We start from the raw sequence: 14,172 nt of genomic DNA on the forward strand, positions 1-14,172 counted from the left end.
CGTGAACAACTGAAAGTTGACATTAGCGCCTAATAATTGCCTATAATTAGGCCAGTTATTACTAAGTAGCGGCTTATATGAGCATTAACGCCAGCAATAATATCAATGCCAGCAGTTTGCTAAACCCGGCGACGAATCGTCCGCAACCGGTGCGACAAACTACGCCTGAGCGCCAAGCTGCAGAGGCGCAAAGCACGCAGCAAGCGGCAGGGATCCGCGTGGAGCGGGCAGTGATTGAGCGGTTAGATAATGAACGTGAGGCCGAGCGCAATCGGCAAAACTTTCGTGATAGCAGCGAACCCCGTAATGAGCGGGCGATAGCCGCTTACCAAAGCTTGCAAAATGAACAGCGTCGCAGTGAAGTACAAGCGATGCTGGGTGTTGATCTCTACGCCTAACTTTTGTCTTCTGGCTAATTTTTGAAATAGCCATCAATATCCATTTCTTGATGTGGTACGCCGATTACATCAATAAAACGGCCACTAATCCGAAATTAGCTGGTCGACGCTAAAGTCCTCAACAAACTGTCCCTCTCTGGCTTGCAAGGCACCCTGAGCTAAATGTGCACGTAAGGCTTCAAGTTTTGCCTTACGTTCTTCAAGCGTTCTCAATGCATCACGCACCACTTCACTGGCCGAACCGTAGCGACCGGTTGCAATTTCCTTCCTGATAAAGGTTTCCCAATGCTCGCCCAAACTCAAACTTGTCGTTGCCATATAAGGCCTCTCGTATTCATAAATGATAATAATGAATATAATCTTGAAGTGTATAAATGACAAGCAGCCTGACTCTTTTCAATTGTTTTGCGTTAAAGCACTACCGAACTGTTCGCTATACTTTACGTATAAGCTCCAACTGCAATGGAGTATTTATGACCTCAACGATTTTAATTACCGGTGCCAGCTCTGGCATTGGCCGCGAAACCGCACTGCATTATGCCCGTAATGGCTGGACGGTATATGCGGTGGCGCGCTCTGCGGATAAGTTAGCAGAACTGTCAGCCGAGGCGCCGCAGCGTATTGTGCCGGTAAGTCTGGATCTGACCGATAGCGCAGCCCTAACCAGCTGGTTTGCCAAGCTGCCGGCTGAGCTGCGTTTTGATGTGGTGCTGCTTAACGCCGGTAACTGCGAATATGTAGAGGCGACAAACCTTGATATCAGCGCTTTTGAGCGGACTTTTGAGCTTAATGTGCTGGCTGTGGTGCGGGCGGTGAAAGAGGCACTACCTCGGCTTAGCGACGGTAGCACTCTAGCCATCGTCAGTTCGATGGCGCATTTCTTCCCCTTTACCCAGGCTGAAGCCTATGGCGGCAGTAAAGCCGCAATTAGCTATTTCGCTGATAGCTTAAGGGTCGATTTAGGTGAAACAGGGATTAAGATCTGCCTGATTGAACCGGGCTTTATTGATACACCATTGACTCAAAAAAATGACTTTGCGATGCCGTTTTTAATGCCGGTCGCTCAGGCTGCAGAGCGTATTTACTCTGGTATCGCAGCGGGTAAACCGCGGCTGCGCTTTCCAAGGCGTTTAAGCCTGATGCTAAAGCTGCTAAGTGCTTTGCCTTATGGCCTGCGGATTAAATTGGCGAACCGGATGAAACAACAATGAGTGCCGCCGTGTCTAAGCTTAACTGGCGGGCCATTATCGGCTTTGAGTTGTGCTGGTTTTTGCTGGTGTATTTCCAGCAGCTGGCGTTCTGGCCGGTACTGGCGTATTTGCTTTATGGTTTGTGGCGTCTTATTGGCACGCGGCGACGGCTGGCTGTTGTGATTATTGCGCTACTGGGTGTCGCAATTGACTCAGCATTGATCCAGCTGGATATTTTAAGTTTTGCCCTGCGCGACAGCTTGCCACTGTGGTTCTGGTTGCTATGGGGTGTTTTTGCACTGGCAGTGGTGGAGTTGTTAGCCGATTTTCTACAAAAGCCCTGGTTAGCTTTTGTATTGGGCGCTACGGGCGGGCCTTTGTCTTATATCGGCGGTGCAGCCCTGAGTGGCGGAGTGCTCAGTTTCCCGGCGGGTTACGTGTCTTATGGCGTATTAGCACTGATTTGGGGCGGCCTGGCCGTCCTTTATGGTCAAAGCAGGAGGTTTTATGTTTAGAGTATCAGCATTTGCATTATTGCTGGGACTGGCAATGCCGGCGGCGGCCTTACCGGATCTCACTACAGTAGGCGAGGGTAGTTATCGCTACCTATTCTGGCAGCTATACGATGCCCGGCTGGCGACGGCCGATGGCCGTTTTGTCGATTACCAGCAAAGTACCCCCTTGCTGTTGGAGCTCACCTATAAGCGCAAAATCAGCCGCGATCAGTTTATTAAAGCCACCGTTGATGAGTGGAAGAAGCTAGGCCAAAGCACTGCCGAGCAGCAGCAAAAGTGGGCAGAACAGTTAAAAAGCCTATGGCAGGATGTCGACAAAGGCGACCGTTTGGCAGCGGTATTGCTGGCAGATAACGGCGTTGAGTTCTATATGAATGGAGAGAGTACCGGCGTATTGGCAGATCCAGAATTTGGGCCAGCATTTTTTAATATCTGGTTGCACCAAAATACCAGCGCGCCCGAATTACGGGCGCAGCTGATTGCCGGCGAGTAAGACTTACTCGCTGGCTTTAGGGGTTTGGTTGGTACTGATATAGCGGATCAGCTGTTTGGCGATATCGGTATTATCCATAAAGCCGCGGAAAGCCCCGCTGTATTTACCATAGGCCATTACCGGCACATCGGCGCCGGTGTGGCCGCCGGTAGTCCAGCCGGTATAGGAATATTTGGCTACCAGTCTGACCGCAACGTCACGTAGATCTTTTTGCTCCTTACCACGAGCGGCCAGCAACTGCTGTTGTTCTTCATCGGTAATATTAATACCGGTCAAGGCTTGCCAACGTGCCAGCGCTGCCTGTTCGCTGTCTGCAGCATTCATTTCGTCAGCAATTCGCCGGCCTGTCGCTTTAACACCACGTACCACCTCGGGTAACCACAGATATTTGCCATCCGCACCTAAGGACATACCGCCGGTTTCATGATCGGCCGTAATCACCAGCAAGGTATCCGGGTTGGCATCCACATAGGCTTTTGCTACAGCAATGGCTTTCGCAAAGTCATGCATTTCGGCCATAGCACAGGCGATATCATTATCATGCCCACACCAGTCAATCTGGCTGCCCTCAACCATTAGCACAAAGCCTTTCTCGGCCGGACTTAACAGCTGCAGGGCTTTTTGCGTCAGGGTGGCGAGTTGACTGGGATGTTCTGAATTTAATGCAGCCGGCAGACCGATTTGATCCAGCAGCGCCAGCGCTGGCTTAGTGGTCAGCTGGTTCAGATCCTGCCAACTACCGGCGTACTGATAGCCTTGCTGCTTAAATTCAGTAACCAGATTACGGTCGTCACGAATAAAGTACGAAGTACCGCCACCTAAAATCACATCGGCCACTGGTTGGCCATTAATCCGGTAATCCAGGTACATATCAGCAATAGCTTCGTAATTACGACGATGTACGTTATGGGCAACAAAGGCCGCTGGTGTGGCATGGTTCACCTGCGAACTGGCGACGATACCATTGGCTTTGCCTAAGCGCTTGGCCAGCTGCATCATGGTGCCAATCGGAATATGCTGGCGGTTTACTGAAATCGCGCCATTAAAGCTTTTTACACCGGTCGCCAGCGCGGTGGCACCTGCTGCAGAGTCGGTAACCAGGGTGTCATCGTCAGGATAGGTACTGGAGGCGCCAACCAGTAGTTGATCAAAAATCGTCTGCTGTACCGGCCGCTCGCCTTGGTTCAGGTAATAACGATAGGCGGTTAAATAGGCCGGGCCCATGCCATCACCAATCATATAAATAATATTTTTTGGCGCAGCGACAGCGGGTAAGGCCAGGAAACAACTTACAGATAACAGCAAACGAAAATGCATTAGATAACCTTTTTGCAAACAGGGAGGGAACCTGTAACAGTGTAAGAGATCCAAGCTATTGAACCAAGCGCCTTGCGGTCAAGTGGCAAAAAACCGTGTTTTGCTGGACTTTTAGGCGAAAGCAACGCTATCTTAAATTCAGCTGGTCTGCGTTGCAGACTCACTGAAGTCTCTAAAAGGTTGTAGCGATGAAAAAAACAATAACAAGCATCCTCGCCGCTTGCTGTCTGTTGGCTATCCCAGCAGTGGTCCAGGCCGAACCATGGCAAGCCCGTTTAACTGAGTTGGCAGAAGATCCGGCACGTGGTGCAGCTAATCTGCATCGCAATCAGTATCGTAACCCGGTAGAGACACTGCTGTTTTTTGGTATTGAGCCACAGATGTCGGTACTGGAGTTATGGCCAGTACGCGGCTGGTATACCGAGATCCTGGCGCCCTTTGTCAAAGAGCAGGGGCAACTGACGATTGCAACCTTCCGGCAGGATCTGGGTAACAGAGCCGATGCCAAGATGCAATTCTGGGCCAGACTCAGCGGCCGACTTGAGCAACGGATTGACGAACAAAGCGAACATTTTGGACCTGTGCGCCGCATTGTGCTGGACCCACCGCAGCTGTTGCCTGCGCCTGCGGACGGACAATTTGATATGGTTTTAAGTTTTCGTAATGTGCATATCTGGAACCAGGAGGGGCATTTACTGGCGACCCTGGAGCAATTATATCGGGTGTTAAAACCTGGCGGTATTTTGGGGATGGTGGAGCACCGAGCTGCTAAAGTTACTGAGCTAACCAGTGTCGCCAGTGAAGGCTACACCGACGAAGCCTATTTAATAGCAGTAGCGGAGCGGGTTGGGTTTCAGCTGGTGGCTAGCAGCGAGATTAATGCTAATCCGCGCGATACTAAAAACCATCCGAAAGGGGTTTATACTCTGCCGCCAACTCTGGCCCTTGGACTTGAGCAGCGCGATTACTATCTGAGTATTGGTGAAAGTGATCGCATGACACTGAAATTTATTAAGCCGGAGTAGCCAGAAGCAGGCCGCGGATTGTGTGTTGCCGGCTTTTATGGGATGATTAAGCTAGAGTAAAAGCTCCAAAGCTGTACAACAATAAAGTCGCCGGATGTCCCGTTCAGTCGGGCTCCAGGCAGGCGCGGTATAACAATTATTAAGGAGTAGACGGTGGATAGAGTCTGGTTAAAGCGTTACCCCTCAGGTGTACCGGCGGAAATTAATGCCGATCATTATTCATCCTTGCTAGATATTTTTGAGCAGAGCATTGCCAAATTCGCTGACAAAGTAGCCTTTGTCAATATGGGCAAAAGCATCACCTATCGTGAGTTAGATCAGCAAAGCCAGGCTTTTGCTGCCTATCTGCAACACGAGCTGGGCCTGAAAAAAGGCGATGCCGTGGCCATTATGATGCCCAATCTGCTGCAATACCCGGTAGCATTAATGGGTGTGCTGCGTGCCGGTTGCAGCGTGGTAAACGTCAATCCGCTTTACACACCACGTGAGCTGCAACACCAGTTAACTGATTCCAAAGCCCGCGCCATTGTTATCGTTGAAAACTTTGCCCATACCCTGATGGCCGTGGAAAAGAACATCCAGGTTGAGCATGTTATTCTGACAAAGATGGGCGATATGCTGGGCACTGTTAAAGGCACCTTGGTCAATCTGGTGGTAAAACACCTGAAAAAACTGATCCCGGCCTACCAGCTGCAAAAATTTGTGCCCTTTAAGCAGGTGCTGCAGCGCGGCACTGCTTTAAGCTGGCAAAAACCGGTAATGAGTGGTGCAGATATTGCCTTTTTGCAGTATACCGGCGGCACTACCGGTGTTTCTAAAGGCGCTATGCTTACTCACCGCAATATGGTGGCAAACCTGGAGCAGGCCAGTGGCTTTCTCGATAAATTCCTCGATGAAGGCAAAGAAAATGTGGTTACTGCCTTACCGCTGTATCATATCTTTGCGCTGACGGCGAACTTCTTTGTCTTCTTCAAGCACGGTGGCACTAACCTGCTGATCACTAATCCGCGTGATATGCCCAACTTTGTCAAAGAGCTGGCCAAGTTTCCCTTTACTGCCATTACCGGGGTAAACACCCTGTTTAATGGTCTGCTAAATACCCCGGGCTTTGCTGAGCTGGATTTTAGCCGGCTGAAGTTGTCGTTAGGCGGCGGTATGGCAGTACAAAGACCGGTTGCAGAGCGCTGGAAAAAAGTCACCAAAACCCGGCTGCTGGAAGGTTATGGCCTGACCGAGTGTTGTCCACTGGTAACCTTAAGCCCCTTTGATCTGGACGACTTTAATGGCAGTATCGGCTTGCCGGCACCTTCAACCGATATCCGGTTGGTGGACGAAAACGGCAACGATGTACCTCAGGGTGAAGCCGGTGAGATGATTGTACAGGGGCCACAGGTGATGCTGGGCTATCTGAATCGGCCGGAAGAAACGGCCAAAACCATCAAAGACGGTTGGTTATACACTGGCGATATCGCCACTATGGACGCCGATGGCTTCTTCTATATCGTGGATCGCAAGAAAGATATGATTCTGGTCTCGGGCTTTAACGTGTTCCCGAACGAAATTGAAGAAGTGGTTGCAATGAGTGAAAAGGTACTCGAAGTTGCAGCTGTCGGGGTACCCAACGAGACGACCGGTGAAGCGGTAAAAGTTTTTGTGGTGAAAAAAGACCCGTCATTAACCGAGCAGGAAGTGATTGCGCACTGTAAGCAACATTTAACCGGCTATAAGGTACCAAAGCTGGTAGAATTCCGCACTGAACTGCCAAAAACCAACGTAGGTAAGATCCTACGCCGCGAACTTCGCGGATAATAAAAAAAGCCGGCAGCCGCCGGCTTTTTTGTTTTAGAGAGCACAAGATGTCGTTACTTAGCACCAATCAGGCACTGGCGGAGTTTTGTCAGCAGGCCCTACAACAACCCTTGCTGGCACTGGACACCGAGTTTATCCGCCAAAGCACGCTGTATCCGAAGCTGGGGCTGATCCAGCTTTACGACGGGCAGCAGCTAGCACTGGTCGACCCACTGTGTATCACCGATTGGCAGCCATTACAGCAGTTATTAGCCGCGCCTGATGTGACTAAGATCCTGCACTCCTGTACTGAAGATTTGGAAGCGTTGGCGACGATCGGCATTCAGAGTATTCAGCCGTTATTCGATACCCAGCTGGCGGCAGAGATCCTGGGCTGGGGCGGTAGCATGGGTTATGCGCGCTTAGTTGAGCAACTGACCGGCGCTATGCTGGATAAAAGCGAATCCCGTACCGACTGGCTAGCCAGGCCGCTGGCGCAGAAGCAGCTGGACTATGCCGCCAATGACGTCAAGTTTCTATTGCCGGTGTACCAGAAATTGCTGCAGGAGCTTGGTGCAGGGCAAAAATTGACCCTGTTACTGGCCGAAGGGCAGCAATTACTGGCCCGGCGTCAGCAGCAACTGCCTGCCGAGTTCAAATACCTGGAGATTAAAAACAGCAGTCAGCTTAACAGTCGTGAGCTGGCGATTTTGCGTGAGCTGGTTAGTTGGCGCTATCAATATGCCAGCGCAAAAGATTTGGCGCTGGGGCTGGTGGTAAAGGACGCGCAGCTATTTGAATTAGCTAAACGCAAACCTGGCTCGGTTGAAAGCCTGTTGAATATTCCGGGGATGTTGGCCAAGGATCTGCGCCGCCACGCGAAAATTTTGATCGAGCTGATTCAAACGGCAAAGCAGTTGCCCGCCGAGCAATGTCCGCAACGCTTTTATCATCTGCAAAGTTTCTCCGGTGAAAAAGTGGTGCTGGCGGAAATTGGTCAGGCAGTAAAGGATGCTGCCGCAGCCGCTGATATTCCGGCGTCTTTTCTGGCAACACGGCGTCAGTTACATGAATATTTCAATTGGTGTTGGCGAGTTAGTGATGTCGAGCGATCTTTGCTACCTCTGCCGGAGTTTCTCAGCAGCTGGCGTCAAGCTCTGTTGCAAAGCCATTTGCGGCTACCTGCTCATGTTAATGGGACCGCTATTACGTAATTTTAACCTTTTTAGATCAGATTATTTTTTTCAATAAACCATTCAGTTTTTTGCGACCGGCAAAGTTGATCCTGCGTTTTTTTGCCGGCGTAAATTTTCGTCGCAACTATTAACTGAAGGGTTAGAACAATGAAAAAAGTCATCTCACTCTCAGTCGCCGCTGCAATTCTGGCGACTCTAAGTGCTTGTAACAGCAGCAGCGATCCAGTAGTGGTACCACCTCCGCCGCCACCACCACCACCACCGGTTGTAGTCGATGCCACCTTGCGGGTTATCCATGCGTCATTTGATGCGCCTGATGTGAATATCCTGGTGGGCGGCGAACCCGTTGTACAGGGTTTGGCCTATGGTCAGAGTTCAGATAATTTTGAACTCGCTCCGGCAACTTACAATGTTGCGGTACAGGCTATTTTACCCGGTAACGAGACTGCAACGGTGATAGGCCCGGTAGATCTGGCTTTAGCTGAGGCAACCAATTACAAGGTTTTTGCTGTTGGCTTGGTTGCGGATGAAACGCTGGAGCCGCTTATCGTAACCTCTGATGTGAAGGACTTAGCTGCAGGAAATGTTCGGCTGCAAGTGGTGCATGCGGCATCAGCTGCACCCACAGTTGATATTCATGTCACAGCGCCTGATGCTGCTTTATCGACGGCGTTGGCAACTCTGGATTTTAAAGACGCCACTAACGCTCTGGATGTTCCTGCCGGTAATTATCGCGTTCGTATTACGCTTCCTGGTGAAAATACAGTGGTCTTTGATTCTGGTCCACTTGAACTGGCGGGTGGTACCGATCTGGTTGTAGCTGCAATCAATAACAGATTTTCAGGTGCCTCACCTGTATCCCTGTTGGCTGTCACACCAAATGGTGACGAAATCGATATTAAAGATGTGGATACCACTGCTTCAGTAAGAGTGGTGCATAACGTATCAGATGCACCTGCCGTAGATATCATTGTCAACGACGAGTTGAAGCTAGTAGAAGCGCTGGCATTTCCTGATTTCACGGATTATGTCGGTGTTGCGCCTGATACTTACAATGTTAAGGTAGCTGCCGCTGCGGACAACAGTATCGTCGTAATTAACGAAGATCTAGAGTTGGAGGCAGGTGCCTTCTACAGCGTATTGGCGGTTGGTGCTTTGGGCGAGAACAGCATTGAACCTCTGGTGCTGGCGGATACGCCGCGTCGCATTGCTACCGAAGCCCAGGTTCGGATTGTACACGGTTCAACTCTGGCGGGCGCAGTAGATATCTATGTTACTGCAACTAACGATATCTCAGAAGCGACCCCAGCATTTAGTAATGTGCCATTCAAAGCTGAAACCGGTTATGTGTCTCTGAACGCCGGTGAGTATGTCGTAACCGTAACGCCGACTGGTACTAAAACTGCAGCCATCGGTCCGATAGCGCTCAATCTTGATGCAAACAAAATCTACACCGCTATCGCCCGGGATGGTGAAGGCCTGACAGCAGATGTTGGGTTAATTTTGATGGACGACTTCGTCACTCAGGATTAACGCTGGCGCTTTGCCACAACAGCTGGCTATGCCAGCTGTTGTCTTTTTCGCAATCAAAAACAAAGCCGCGTATAATCCGCCATCTAACTGGCGGAGTAGCTATGGCGTTAACACGAGAACAGCGATTAGGTGGCACCTTTGCCGCCAGCGCTTATACCCTGTGGGGCATAGCTCCGCTGTATTTTAAACAAATTGATTTTATTCCGGCGCCGGAAATTCTGATCCACCGTATTGTCTGGGCTTTTCTGCTATTGCTGTTGATCCTGTTACTGTTAAAGCTGGGGCGTGACACGCTGGCAGTCTTTGCCAAGCCTAAGCTGGTGGCTTGGTTACTGCTGTCATCTGTGCTGCTTGGCGGCAACTGGGGGCTCTTTATCTGGGCCGTCAATAATAATCATATGCTGGATGCCAGCCTCGGCTACTATATCAATCCCTTGCTGAATGTACTGCTCGGCATGCTGTTTTTAGGCGAGCGTTTACGTAAGCTGCAGTGGTTGGCGGTGGTTCTGGCATCGCTTGGTGTACTGTGGCAAATCATTGGTTATGGTGCTGTCCCCTGGATAGCCTTGGCGCTGGCCAGCTCCTTCGCTGTTTATGGTTTACTCAGAAAGAAGCTGGCAGTGGATGCGATTAAAGGGCTCTTTGTCGAATCCTTATTATTGTTGCCGTTAGCGCTCTGGTATTGGTGGGCTTATGCCGAGAGTCCGGCCGCTAATTTGCTGGCTAATAGTGCCGGCCTTAATCTTTATCTGGTCGCTGCGGGTCTGGTCACAACAGTACCGCTGCTGTGTTTTATTGCTGCTGCCCGGCGCCTACAGCTATCTACTATGGGCTTTTTTCAGTATATAGGTCCCACCTTGATGTTTATCTTTGGTGTCTGGTTATACCGGGAGCCCTTTGCGCTGGAACGGCTATTTACCTTTGGTCTGATCTGGCTGGCACTGCTCTGCTACAGCCTGGATGCCTGGCGGCATAATGTTAGAAAACGGGCATAAAAAAAGCCAGCTTAACGCTGGCTTTATCGGACCAGGTACGGTTAACGGCTGGTTTTCAGCTCGGTATTAAATACAATACCGTGCTGTTCAATACCAAAACCAAAACCCAGCTGCATATTGCTGTCCATCATCCGCTTCAGCTCATCTGGTACCGGTTGGCCGGACATTGCTGCCGCATCAGACAGGGCGCTGAAAAACTGCTTATAGTCGGCGCCTACAGCCATAATGCCATTCTTGGTCAGTTTTTCGCTGGCCAGCTGAGTGGCCTGAGCCTTAGCTTTATCCCCAACATACAACATCAGATGATTGGCACTGGCTTTTAAGCGCAGATCCAAACCCAGCATAGCAGCTGGCGGGAATACCTCGCTGACGGAAATCTCTTCACCTGCAGCCGGTAACTGGATACCTGCTAACATCGGCGCCATCGCGATAGCATTGGCCGCCAGCGTTTGCGGATTATCAGCAGAAACCGTGACCAATGCATCGGCCTGATTTGGCTGACCGGTCGCAGGATCCAGGCTAAAACCGTTAATAGTGACTGAGAACCCCTGTAAACCGTTGGCTGCCATCCCGGCCATCGCCAGCATCATCAGTGGGTTTTGTGCTTTCATCTGTTCCTGCACGGCAACCAGTGGCTCACAGCTGACAGATAAATCCGTCATACCAGCCCAGATCTTGCTGACGGACGGGGTTAACTGACTGATTTCGGTTCCCAGTGCCAGATAGAACATCGAGCTGTGCACCTTGCCATTCAGAGCTGCAGGGATAAAGCCCTGTAAGCCTTGTAAGCCTTCTAACGCGACCTTGCTGCTGGTTGGCAGCAGCATCTTGCTGCGGATATGGAACTGGCCGTTAGCCTGGGTCACCAGCTCGCTGTCCATCACCATACCAGGCCAGGTTTGCGCCAGCATCTGCATATCTGTGCGGCAAGCCGGGGTTTGCCAGCTTTGCAAAGCTTCTGGCACTTCACCGTTAAAGGTCAGTTGCAGATCACGCGCCAGTTGATTACCGTCAGTGGTGGTCAGTGCCAGTGCCAGCTGTTCAGTGCTAAAAAAGCCCAGACCATCGGTTTTCAGTTGATACTGCTTAACATAGTTTTCCAGTTTGTCACTGTTCGCCAGATTTTTCGCCGGCTGTTCCAGTGCCAGACTTTGCAGGCGGTGTGAGTCTGATAGCGCATGGTGGTGCAGGGCAATGGTCGCCCAACCACGTTCAGTGCTGACCAGTAATTCAAAGCCTTCAGGCGCGTCGTCAGTACGGTAGCGGCGGAAGCTGTGGCCGTTCAGACTGGCGTCCTGATAGCTCAGACCGCTGCGTTGTCCCAGATTATCCAAAAAGCTTAAAAAAGCCTGTTCATTGGCCAGTTCCAGCCGAACCACCGGTGCTGCACCAACCAGATAGAATAAGGAGCGCGATGCATTGGCGATACCGGTTTCGCGTTCAAACTGCTCCGGGCTGCCCAGCGCATTAATAAAGCCTTCAAACAACGCCAGCGCAAACTGACCGGCGGCCGGGGCTTGTTGTTGTAACACTGCTAAACCCTGTTGCAGGTCTTCGCCCTTCAGGTAGTCCGGTGTAATACCAACGGTAGCCAGATAACTGACCATATCCAGCGCTTTAAACTGGCCGGAAAACAGCACCGTATCAGCCGGTACATAGGCCAGCTCGGCATGAAAAGCCTGGCTGTCCTGTTTACTCAGAAAATAATAACCGGCGGCGCCGGCAGCAACCACAGCGGCGGCAATCAGGGTCTTACGCATTGTCTGCTCCTTTGACAGATAAAAAGTGAAAAGCGCCTGTTAGCGCTTTTCGTCAGGGAAGGTGATGTTTAACTCCAGTACAGATAACTCATCACCACGTTGCTCCAGTGATACCGCGACCTGATCGGCCGGAATATCCACATATTTGCGGATCACTTCCAGAATGTCGCGCTCCAGCTGGGGCAGGTAATCCGGCCCGGAGCGTCTTTTCCGCTCATGGGCCACAATAATTTGCAGGCGCTCTTTGGCAGTGCTGGCGGTATTTTTTTTAGTTGAACGAAAATAATCCAGTAACGACATTAGTTAGCCTCCAAACAACCTTTTAATAAATCCTTTTTTCTCCACCGTCAGAAAACGGAATGGCACTGCTTCACCCAGCAGACGTTTTACCGTGTCCAGATAAGCCTGGCCGGCGTCACTTTCTTCATCCAGAATAACTGGCTGTCCTGAGTTCGAGGCATTTAGCACCGCTTGCGACTCTGGAATAACGCCTACCAGCTCAATGGCCAGAATTTCTTTCACGTCTTCGACACTGAGCATTTCGCCTTTGATCACCCGCTCCGGGTTATAACGAGTCAACAGCAAATGCTCTTTAATCCCTTCCAGGCCCTGTTCAGCGCGGCGGGATTTACTCGACAGCATACCCAGGATGCGATCTGAATCACGTACTGAAGATACTTCCGGGTTGGTGACAACCACGGCTTCGTCGGCAAAGTACAGGGCCATCATGGCACCAGATTCGATACCGGCCGGTGAGTCACAGATAATAAAATCAAATTCAGCAGACAGCTCATTTAACACCCGCTCTACGCCTTCTTTGGTCAGGGCGTCTTTATCGCGGGTTTGCGAGGCCGGCAGGATAAACAGGTTGTCGACCCGCTTATCTTTAATCAGCGTTTGTTTCAGATTGGCTTCGCCATTAATCACATTAACGAAGTCGTAGACCACGCGGCGTTCACAGCCCATGATCAGATCCAGATTCCGTAAGCCGATATCAAAATCGACAATTACAGTTTTTTTACCGGCTAACGCCAGGCCCGTGCCAATAGCGGCACTGGAGGTGGTTTTACCGACACCACCCTTGCCAGAGGTAACCACAATAATTTTTGCCATAGTGACTTTCCTTACACTAATTCTGAAATGACTAAACTTTCGCCCTGCCAGCGGATGCAGGCCGGTTTACCCCAAAACTCGCCTTGCAGACTATGGCTTAACCAGTAATTCCCGGCTATTGAGACCAATTCGGCCTGCATGTTGTAACAGTAAATGCGTTTGCTGCTGTCGCCACTGGCGCCGGCAATGGCTTTGCCACGCAGCGAACCATAAATATGAATATTGCCATCGGCAATCACTTCTGCGCCGGCGCCAACGGCACCTTTAATAATTAAATCGGCGCCCTTGGCATAGATTTGCTGACCGGAGCGAACATTCTGCTCGACGATCTTGCTATCCATGGCCTGTTGTTGTACCACCACCTGTGCCGGTGCTGAACGCTCTGGCGCGGGGCTCTGTGGTGCCGGCTCTACCGCTTTGGCAGTATTGCTCTTGCCGGCTTGCAATACCGCTAAACCGGCTTGCTGCGCAGCCGCTTTTTGCGCGGCATTGGCACCCGTTACCCCGACCAGTACCAGCTTTAACTCGGTAAATAACTGTTTTAGCGCGGCAAAGTCAGGGTTGCTGTCGTTATCCTGTAAGTTAATCACTAGCGGGGCCTGATAGAAAAAGGCCGGCGCTTGTGCCAGTTTGGCAGTTAACAGGGATTGCAGACTGCTGATGCTAAGATCGGAGCAATGTAACACGGATAAAGGGAATAAACTGCCCTTTAATTCTAAGGAGTGTTCAGACATAAAAGTTCAGCGCTTTTACTATTATTATTACTGCTGTCGCAGCGAGAATTTTTCTGCGTCCGACAAGCTCTGTCGTTACGCTTGATCAGCGGTTCATGTTATAGTCTTGCCATCT

At 50.8% G+C, this 14,172-nt stretch carries 15 protein-coding genes; 9 read left to right on the forward strand and 6 right to left on the reverse strand.

Features of this window, described 5'->3' with window-relative positions:
• Positions 1-77: 77 nt before the first annotated feature.
• Positions 78-398: a hypothetical protein gene (locus AEST_RS05585; RefSeq protein ID WP_008607646.1), complete on the forward strand. Its 321-nt coding sequence runs from the start codon at positions 78-80 to the stop codon at positions 396-398.
• Positions 399-482: 84 nt separating this feature from the next.
• Here the strand turns inward: AEST_RS05585 and AEST_RS05590 are convergent, their stop codons facing one another.
• On the reverse strand, positions 483-716 hold the full coding sequence (locus AEST_RS05590) for a type II toxin-antitoxin system ParD family antitoxin (protein ID WP_008984105.1): 234 nt from the start codon (positions 714-716) through the stop codon (positions 483-485).
• A 155-nt stretch (positions 717-871) separates the two neighbouring features.
• Between AEST_RS05590 and AEST_RS05595 the strand changes: the two genes are divergently transcribed.
• From AEST_RS05595 to AEST_RS05605, 3 genes are read left to right on the forward strand one after another with little or no spacing between them, the layout of a single operon-like run.
• On the forward strand, positions 872-1,609 hold the full coding sequence (locus tag AEST_RS05595) for an SDR family NAD(P)-dependent oxidoreductase (protein WP_008607648.1): 738 nt from the start codon (positions 872-874) through the stop codon (positions 1,607-1,609).
• Positions 1,606-2,103: a DUF2878 domain-containing protein gene (locus AEST_RS05600; RefSeq protein ID WP_008607651.1), complete on the forward strand. Its 498-nt coding sequence runs from the start codon at positions 1,606-1,608 to the stop codon at positions 2,101-2,103. Before AEST_RS05595 ends, AEST_RS05600 begins: the two co-directional genes overlap by 4 nt.
• On the forward strand, positions 2,096-2,596 hold the full coding sequence (locus AEST_RS05605) for a chalcone isomerase family protein (protein WP_008607653.1): 501 nt from the start codon (positions 2,096-2,098) through the stop codon (positions 2,594-2,596). The genes AEST_RS05600 and AEST_RS05605 overlap by 8 nt, the downstream gene beginning before the upstream one ends.
• 3 nt (positions 2,597-2,599) lie before the next feature.
• Here the strand turns inward: AEST_RS05605 and AEST_RS05610 are convergent, their stop codons facing one another.
• Positions 2,600-3,913, reverse strand: a complete 1,314-nt coding sequence (locus tag AEST_RS05610) for an alkaline phosphatase (RefSeq protein ID WP_008607655.1) — start codon at positions 3,911-3,913, stop codon at positions 2,600-2,602.
• A 188-nt stretch (positions 3,914-4,101) separates the two neighbouring features.
• Between AEST_RS05610 and AEST_RS05615 the strand changes: the two genes are divergently transcribed.
• From AEST_RS05615 to rarD, 5 genes are all read left to right on the forward strand, one after another.
• Entirely contained in the window at positions 4,102-4,938 is an 837-nt protein-coding gene (locus AEST_RS05615; RefSeq protein WP_008607659.1) for a class I SAM-dependent methyltransferase, read from the forward strand.
• Between the two features lie 153 nt (positions 4,939-5,091).
• On the forward strand, positions 5,092-6,747 hold the full coding sequence (gene fadD / locus AEST_RS05620; protein WP_008607661.1) for a long-chain-fatty-acid--CoA ligase FadD: 1,656 nt from the start codon (positions 5,092-5,094) through the stop codon (positions 6,745-6,747).
• A 47-nt stretch (positions 6,748-6,794) separates the two neighbouring features.
• Positions 6,795-7,940, forward strand: a complete 1,146-nt coding sequence (gene rnd, locus AEST_RS05625; protein ID WP_008607662.1) for a ribonuclease D — start codon at positions 6,795-6,797, stop codon at positions 7,938-7,940.
• Between the two features lie 129 nt (positions 7,941-8,069).
• Positions 8,070-9,455, forward strand: a complete 1,386-nt coding sequence (locus AEST_RS05630; protein WP_008607663.1) for a DUF4397 domain-containing protein — start codon at positions 8,070-8,072, stop codon at positions 9,453-9,455.
• 101 nt (positions 9,456-9,556) lie between these two features.
• On the forward strand, positions 9,557-10,450 hold the full coding sequence (rarD, locus tag AEST_RS05635) for an EamA family transporter RarD (RefSeq protein WP_008607665.1): 894 nt from the start codon (positions 9,557-9,559) through the stop codon (positions 10,448-10,450).
• 41 nt (positions 10,451-10,491) lie between these two features.
• Here the strand turns inward: rarD and AEST_RS05640 are convergent, their stop codons facing one another.
• From AEST_RS05640 to minC, 4 genes are read right to left on the reverse strand one after another with little or no spacing between them, the layout of a single operon-like run.
• Complete coding sequence (locus tag AEST_RS05640) at positions 10,492-12,210, reverse strand: hypothetical protein (RefSeq protein ID WP_008607666.1); 1,719 nt, start codon at positions 12,208-12,210, stop codon at positions 10,492-10,494.
• A gap of 39 nt (positions 12,211-12,249) precedes the next feature.
• Positions 12,250-12,510 carry a cell division topological specificity factor MinE gene (gene minE / locus AEST_RS05645; protein ID WP_008607670.1) on the reverse strand — a complete coding sequence of 87 codons (261 nt, stop codon included), beginning with the start codon at positions 12,508-12,510 and terminating at the stop codon, positions 12,250-12,252.
• A 3-nt stretch (positions 12,511-12,513) separates the two neighbouring features.
• A complete protein-coding gene (gene minD, locus AEST_RS05650; protein ID WP_008607671.1) occupies positions 12,514-13,323 on the reverse strand; it encodes a septum site-determining protein MinD in 810 nt (269 codons plus the stop codon).
• Between the two features lie 11 nt (positions 13,324-13,334).
• Positions 13,335-14,057 carry a septum site-determining protein MinC gene (gene minC / locus AEST_RS05655; RefSeq protein WP_008607672.1) on the reverse strand — a complete coding sequence of 241 codons (723 nt, stop codon included), beginning with the start codon at positions 14,055-14,057 and terminating at the stop codon, positions 13,335-13,337.
• Positions 14,058-14,172: the final 115 nt, after the last annotated feature.

It is taken from the genome of Alishewanella aestuarii B11 (assembly GCF_000280055.1).
Lineage (GTDB): Bacteria > Pseudomonadota > Gammaproteobacteria > Enterobacterales > Alteromonadaceae > Alishewanella > Alishewanella aestuarii.

Bases quoted from the DNA above. Each gene is read 5' to 3' on its own strand.
- AEST_RS05585 (WP_008607646.1), top strand. From the start codon at position 78: ATGAGCATTAACGCCAGCAATAATATCAATGCCAGCAGTTTGCTAAAC.
- AEST_RS05590 (WP_008984105.1), bottom strand. From the start codon at position 716: ATGGCAACGACAAGTTTGAGTTTGGGCGAGCATTGGGAAACCTTTATC.
- AEST_RS05595 (WP_008607648.1), top strand. From the start codon at position 872: ATGACCTCAACGATTTTAATTACCGGTGCCAGCTCTGGCATTGGCCGC.
- AEST_RS05600 (WP_008607651.1), top strand. From the start codon at position 1,606: ATGAGTGCCGCCGTGTCTAAGCTTAACTGGCGGGCCATTATCGGCTTT.
- AEST_RS05605 (WP_008607653.1), top strand. From the start codon at position 2,096: ATGTTTAGAGTATCAGCATTTGCATTATTGCTGGGACTGGCAATGCCG.
- AEST_RS05610 (WP_008607655.1), bottom strand. From the start codon at position 3,913: ATGCATTTTCGTTTGCTGTTATCTGTAAGTTGTTTCCTGGCCTTACCC.
- AEST_RS05615 (WP_008607659.1), top strand. From the start codon at position 4,102: ATGAAAAAAACAATAACAAGCATCCTCGCCGCTTGCTGTCTGTTGGCT.
- rnd (WP_008607662.1), top strand. From the start codon at position 6,795: ATGTCGTTACTTAGCACCAATCAGGCACTGGCGGAGTTTTGTCAGCAG.
- AEST_RS05630 (WP_008607663.1), top strand. From the start codon at position 8,070: ATGAAAAAAGTCATCTCACTCTCAGTCGCCGCTGCAATTCTGGCGACT.
- rarD (WP_008607665.1), top strand. From the start codon at position 9,557: ATGGCGTTAACACGAGAACAGCGATTAGGTGGCACCTTTGCCGCCAGC.
- AEST_RS05640 (WP_008607666.1), bottom strand. From the start codon at position 12,210: ATGCGTAAGACCCTGATTGCCGCCGCTGTGGTTGCTGCCGGCGCCGCC.
- minE (WP_008607670.1), bottom strand. From the start codon at position 12,510: ATGTCGTTACTGGATTATTTTCGTTCAACTAAAAAAAATACCGCCAGC.
- minD (WP_008607671.1), bottom strand. From the start codon at position 13,323: ATGGCAAAAATTATTGTGGTTACCTCTGGCAAGGGTGGTGTCGGTAAA.
- minC (WP_008607672.1), bottom strand. From the start codon at position 14,057: ATGTCTGAACACTCCTTAGAATTAAAGGGCAGTTTATTCCCTTTATCC.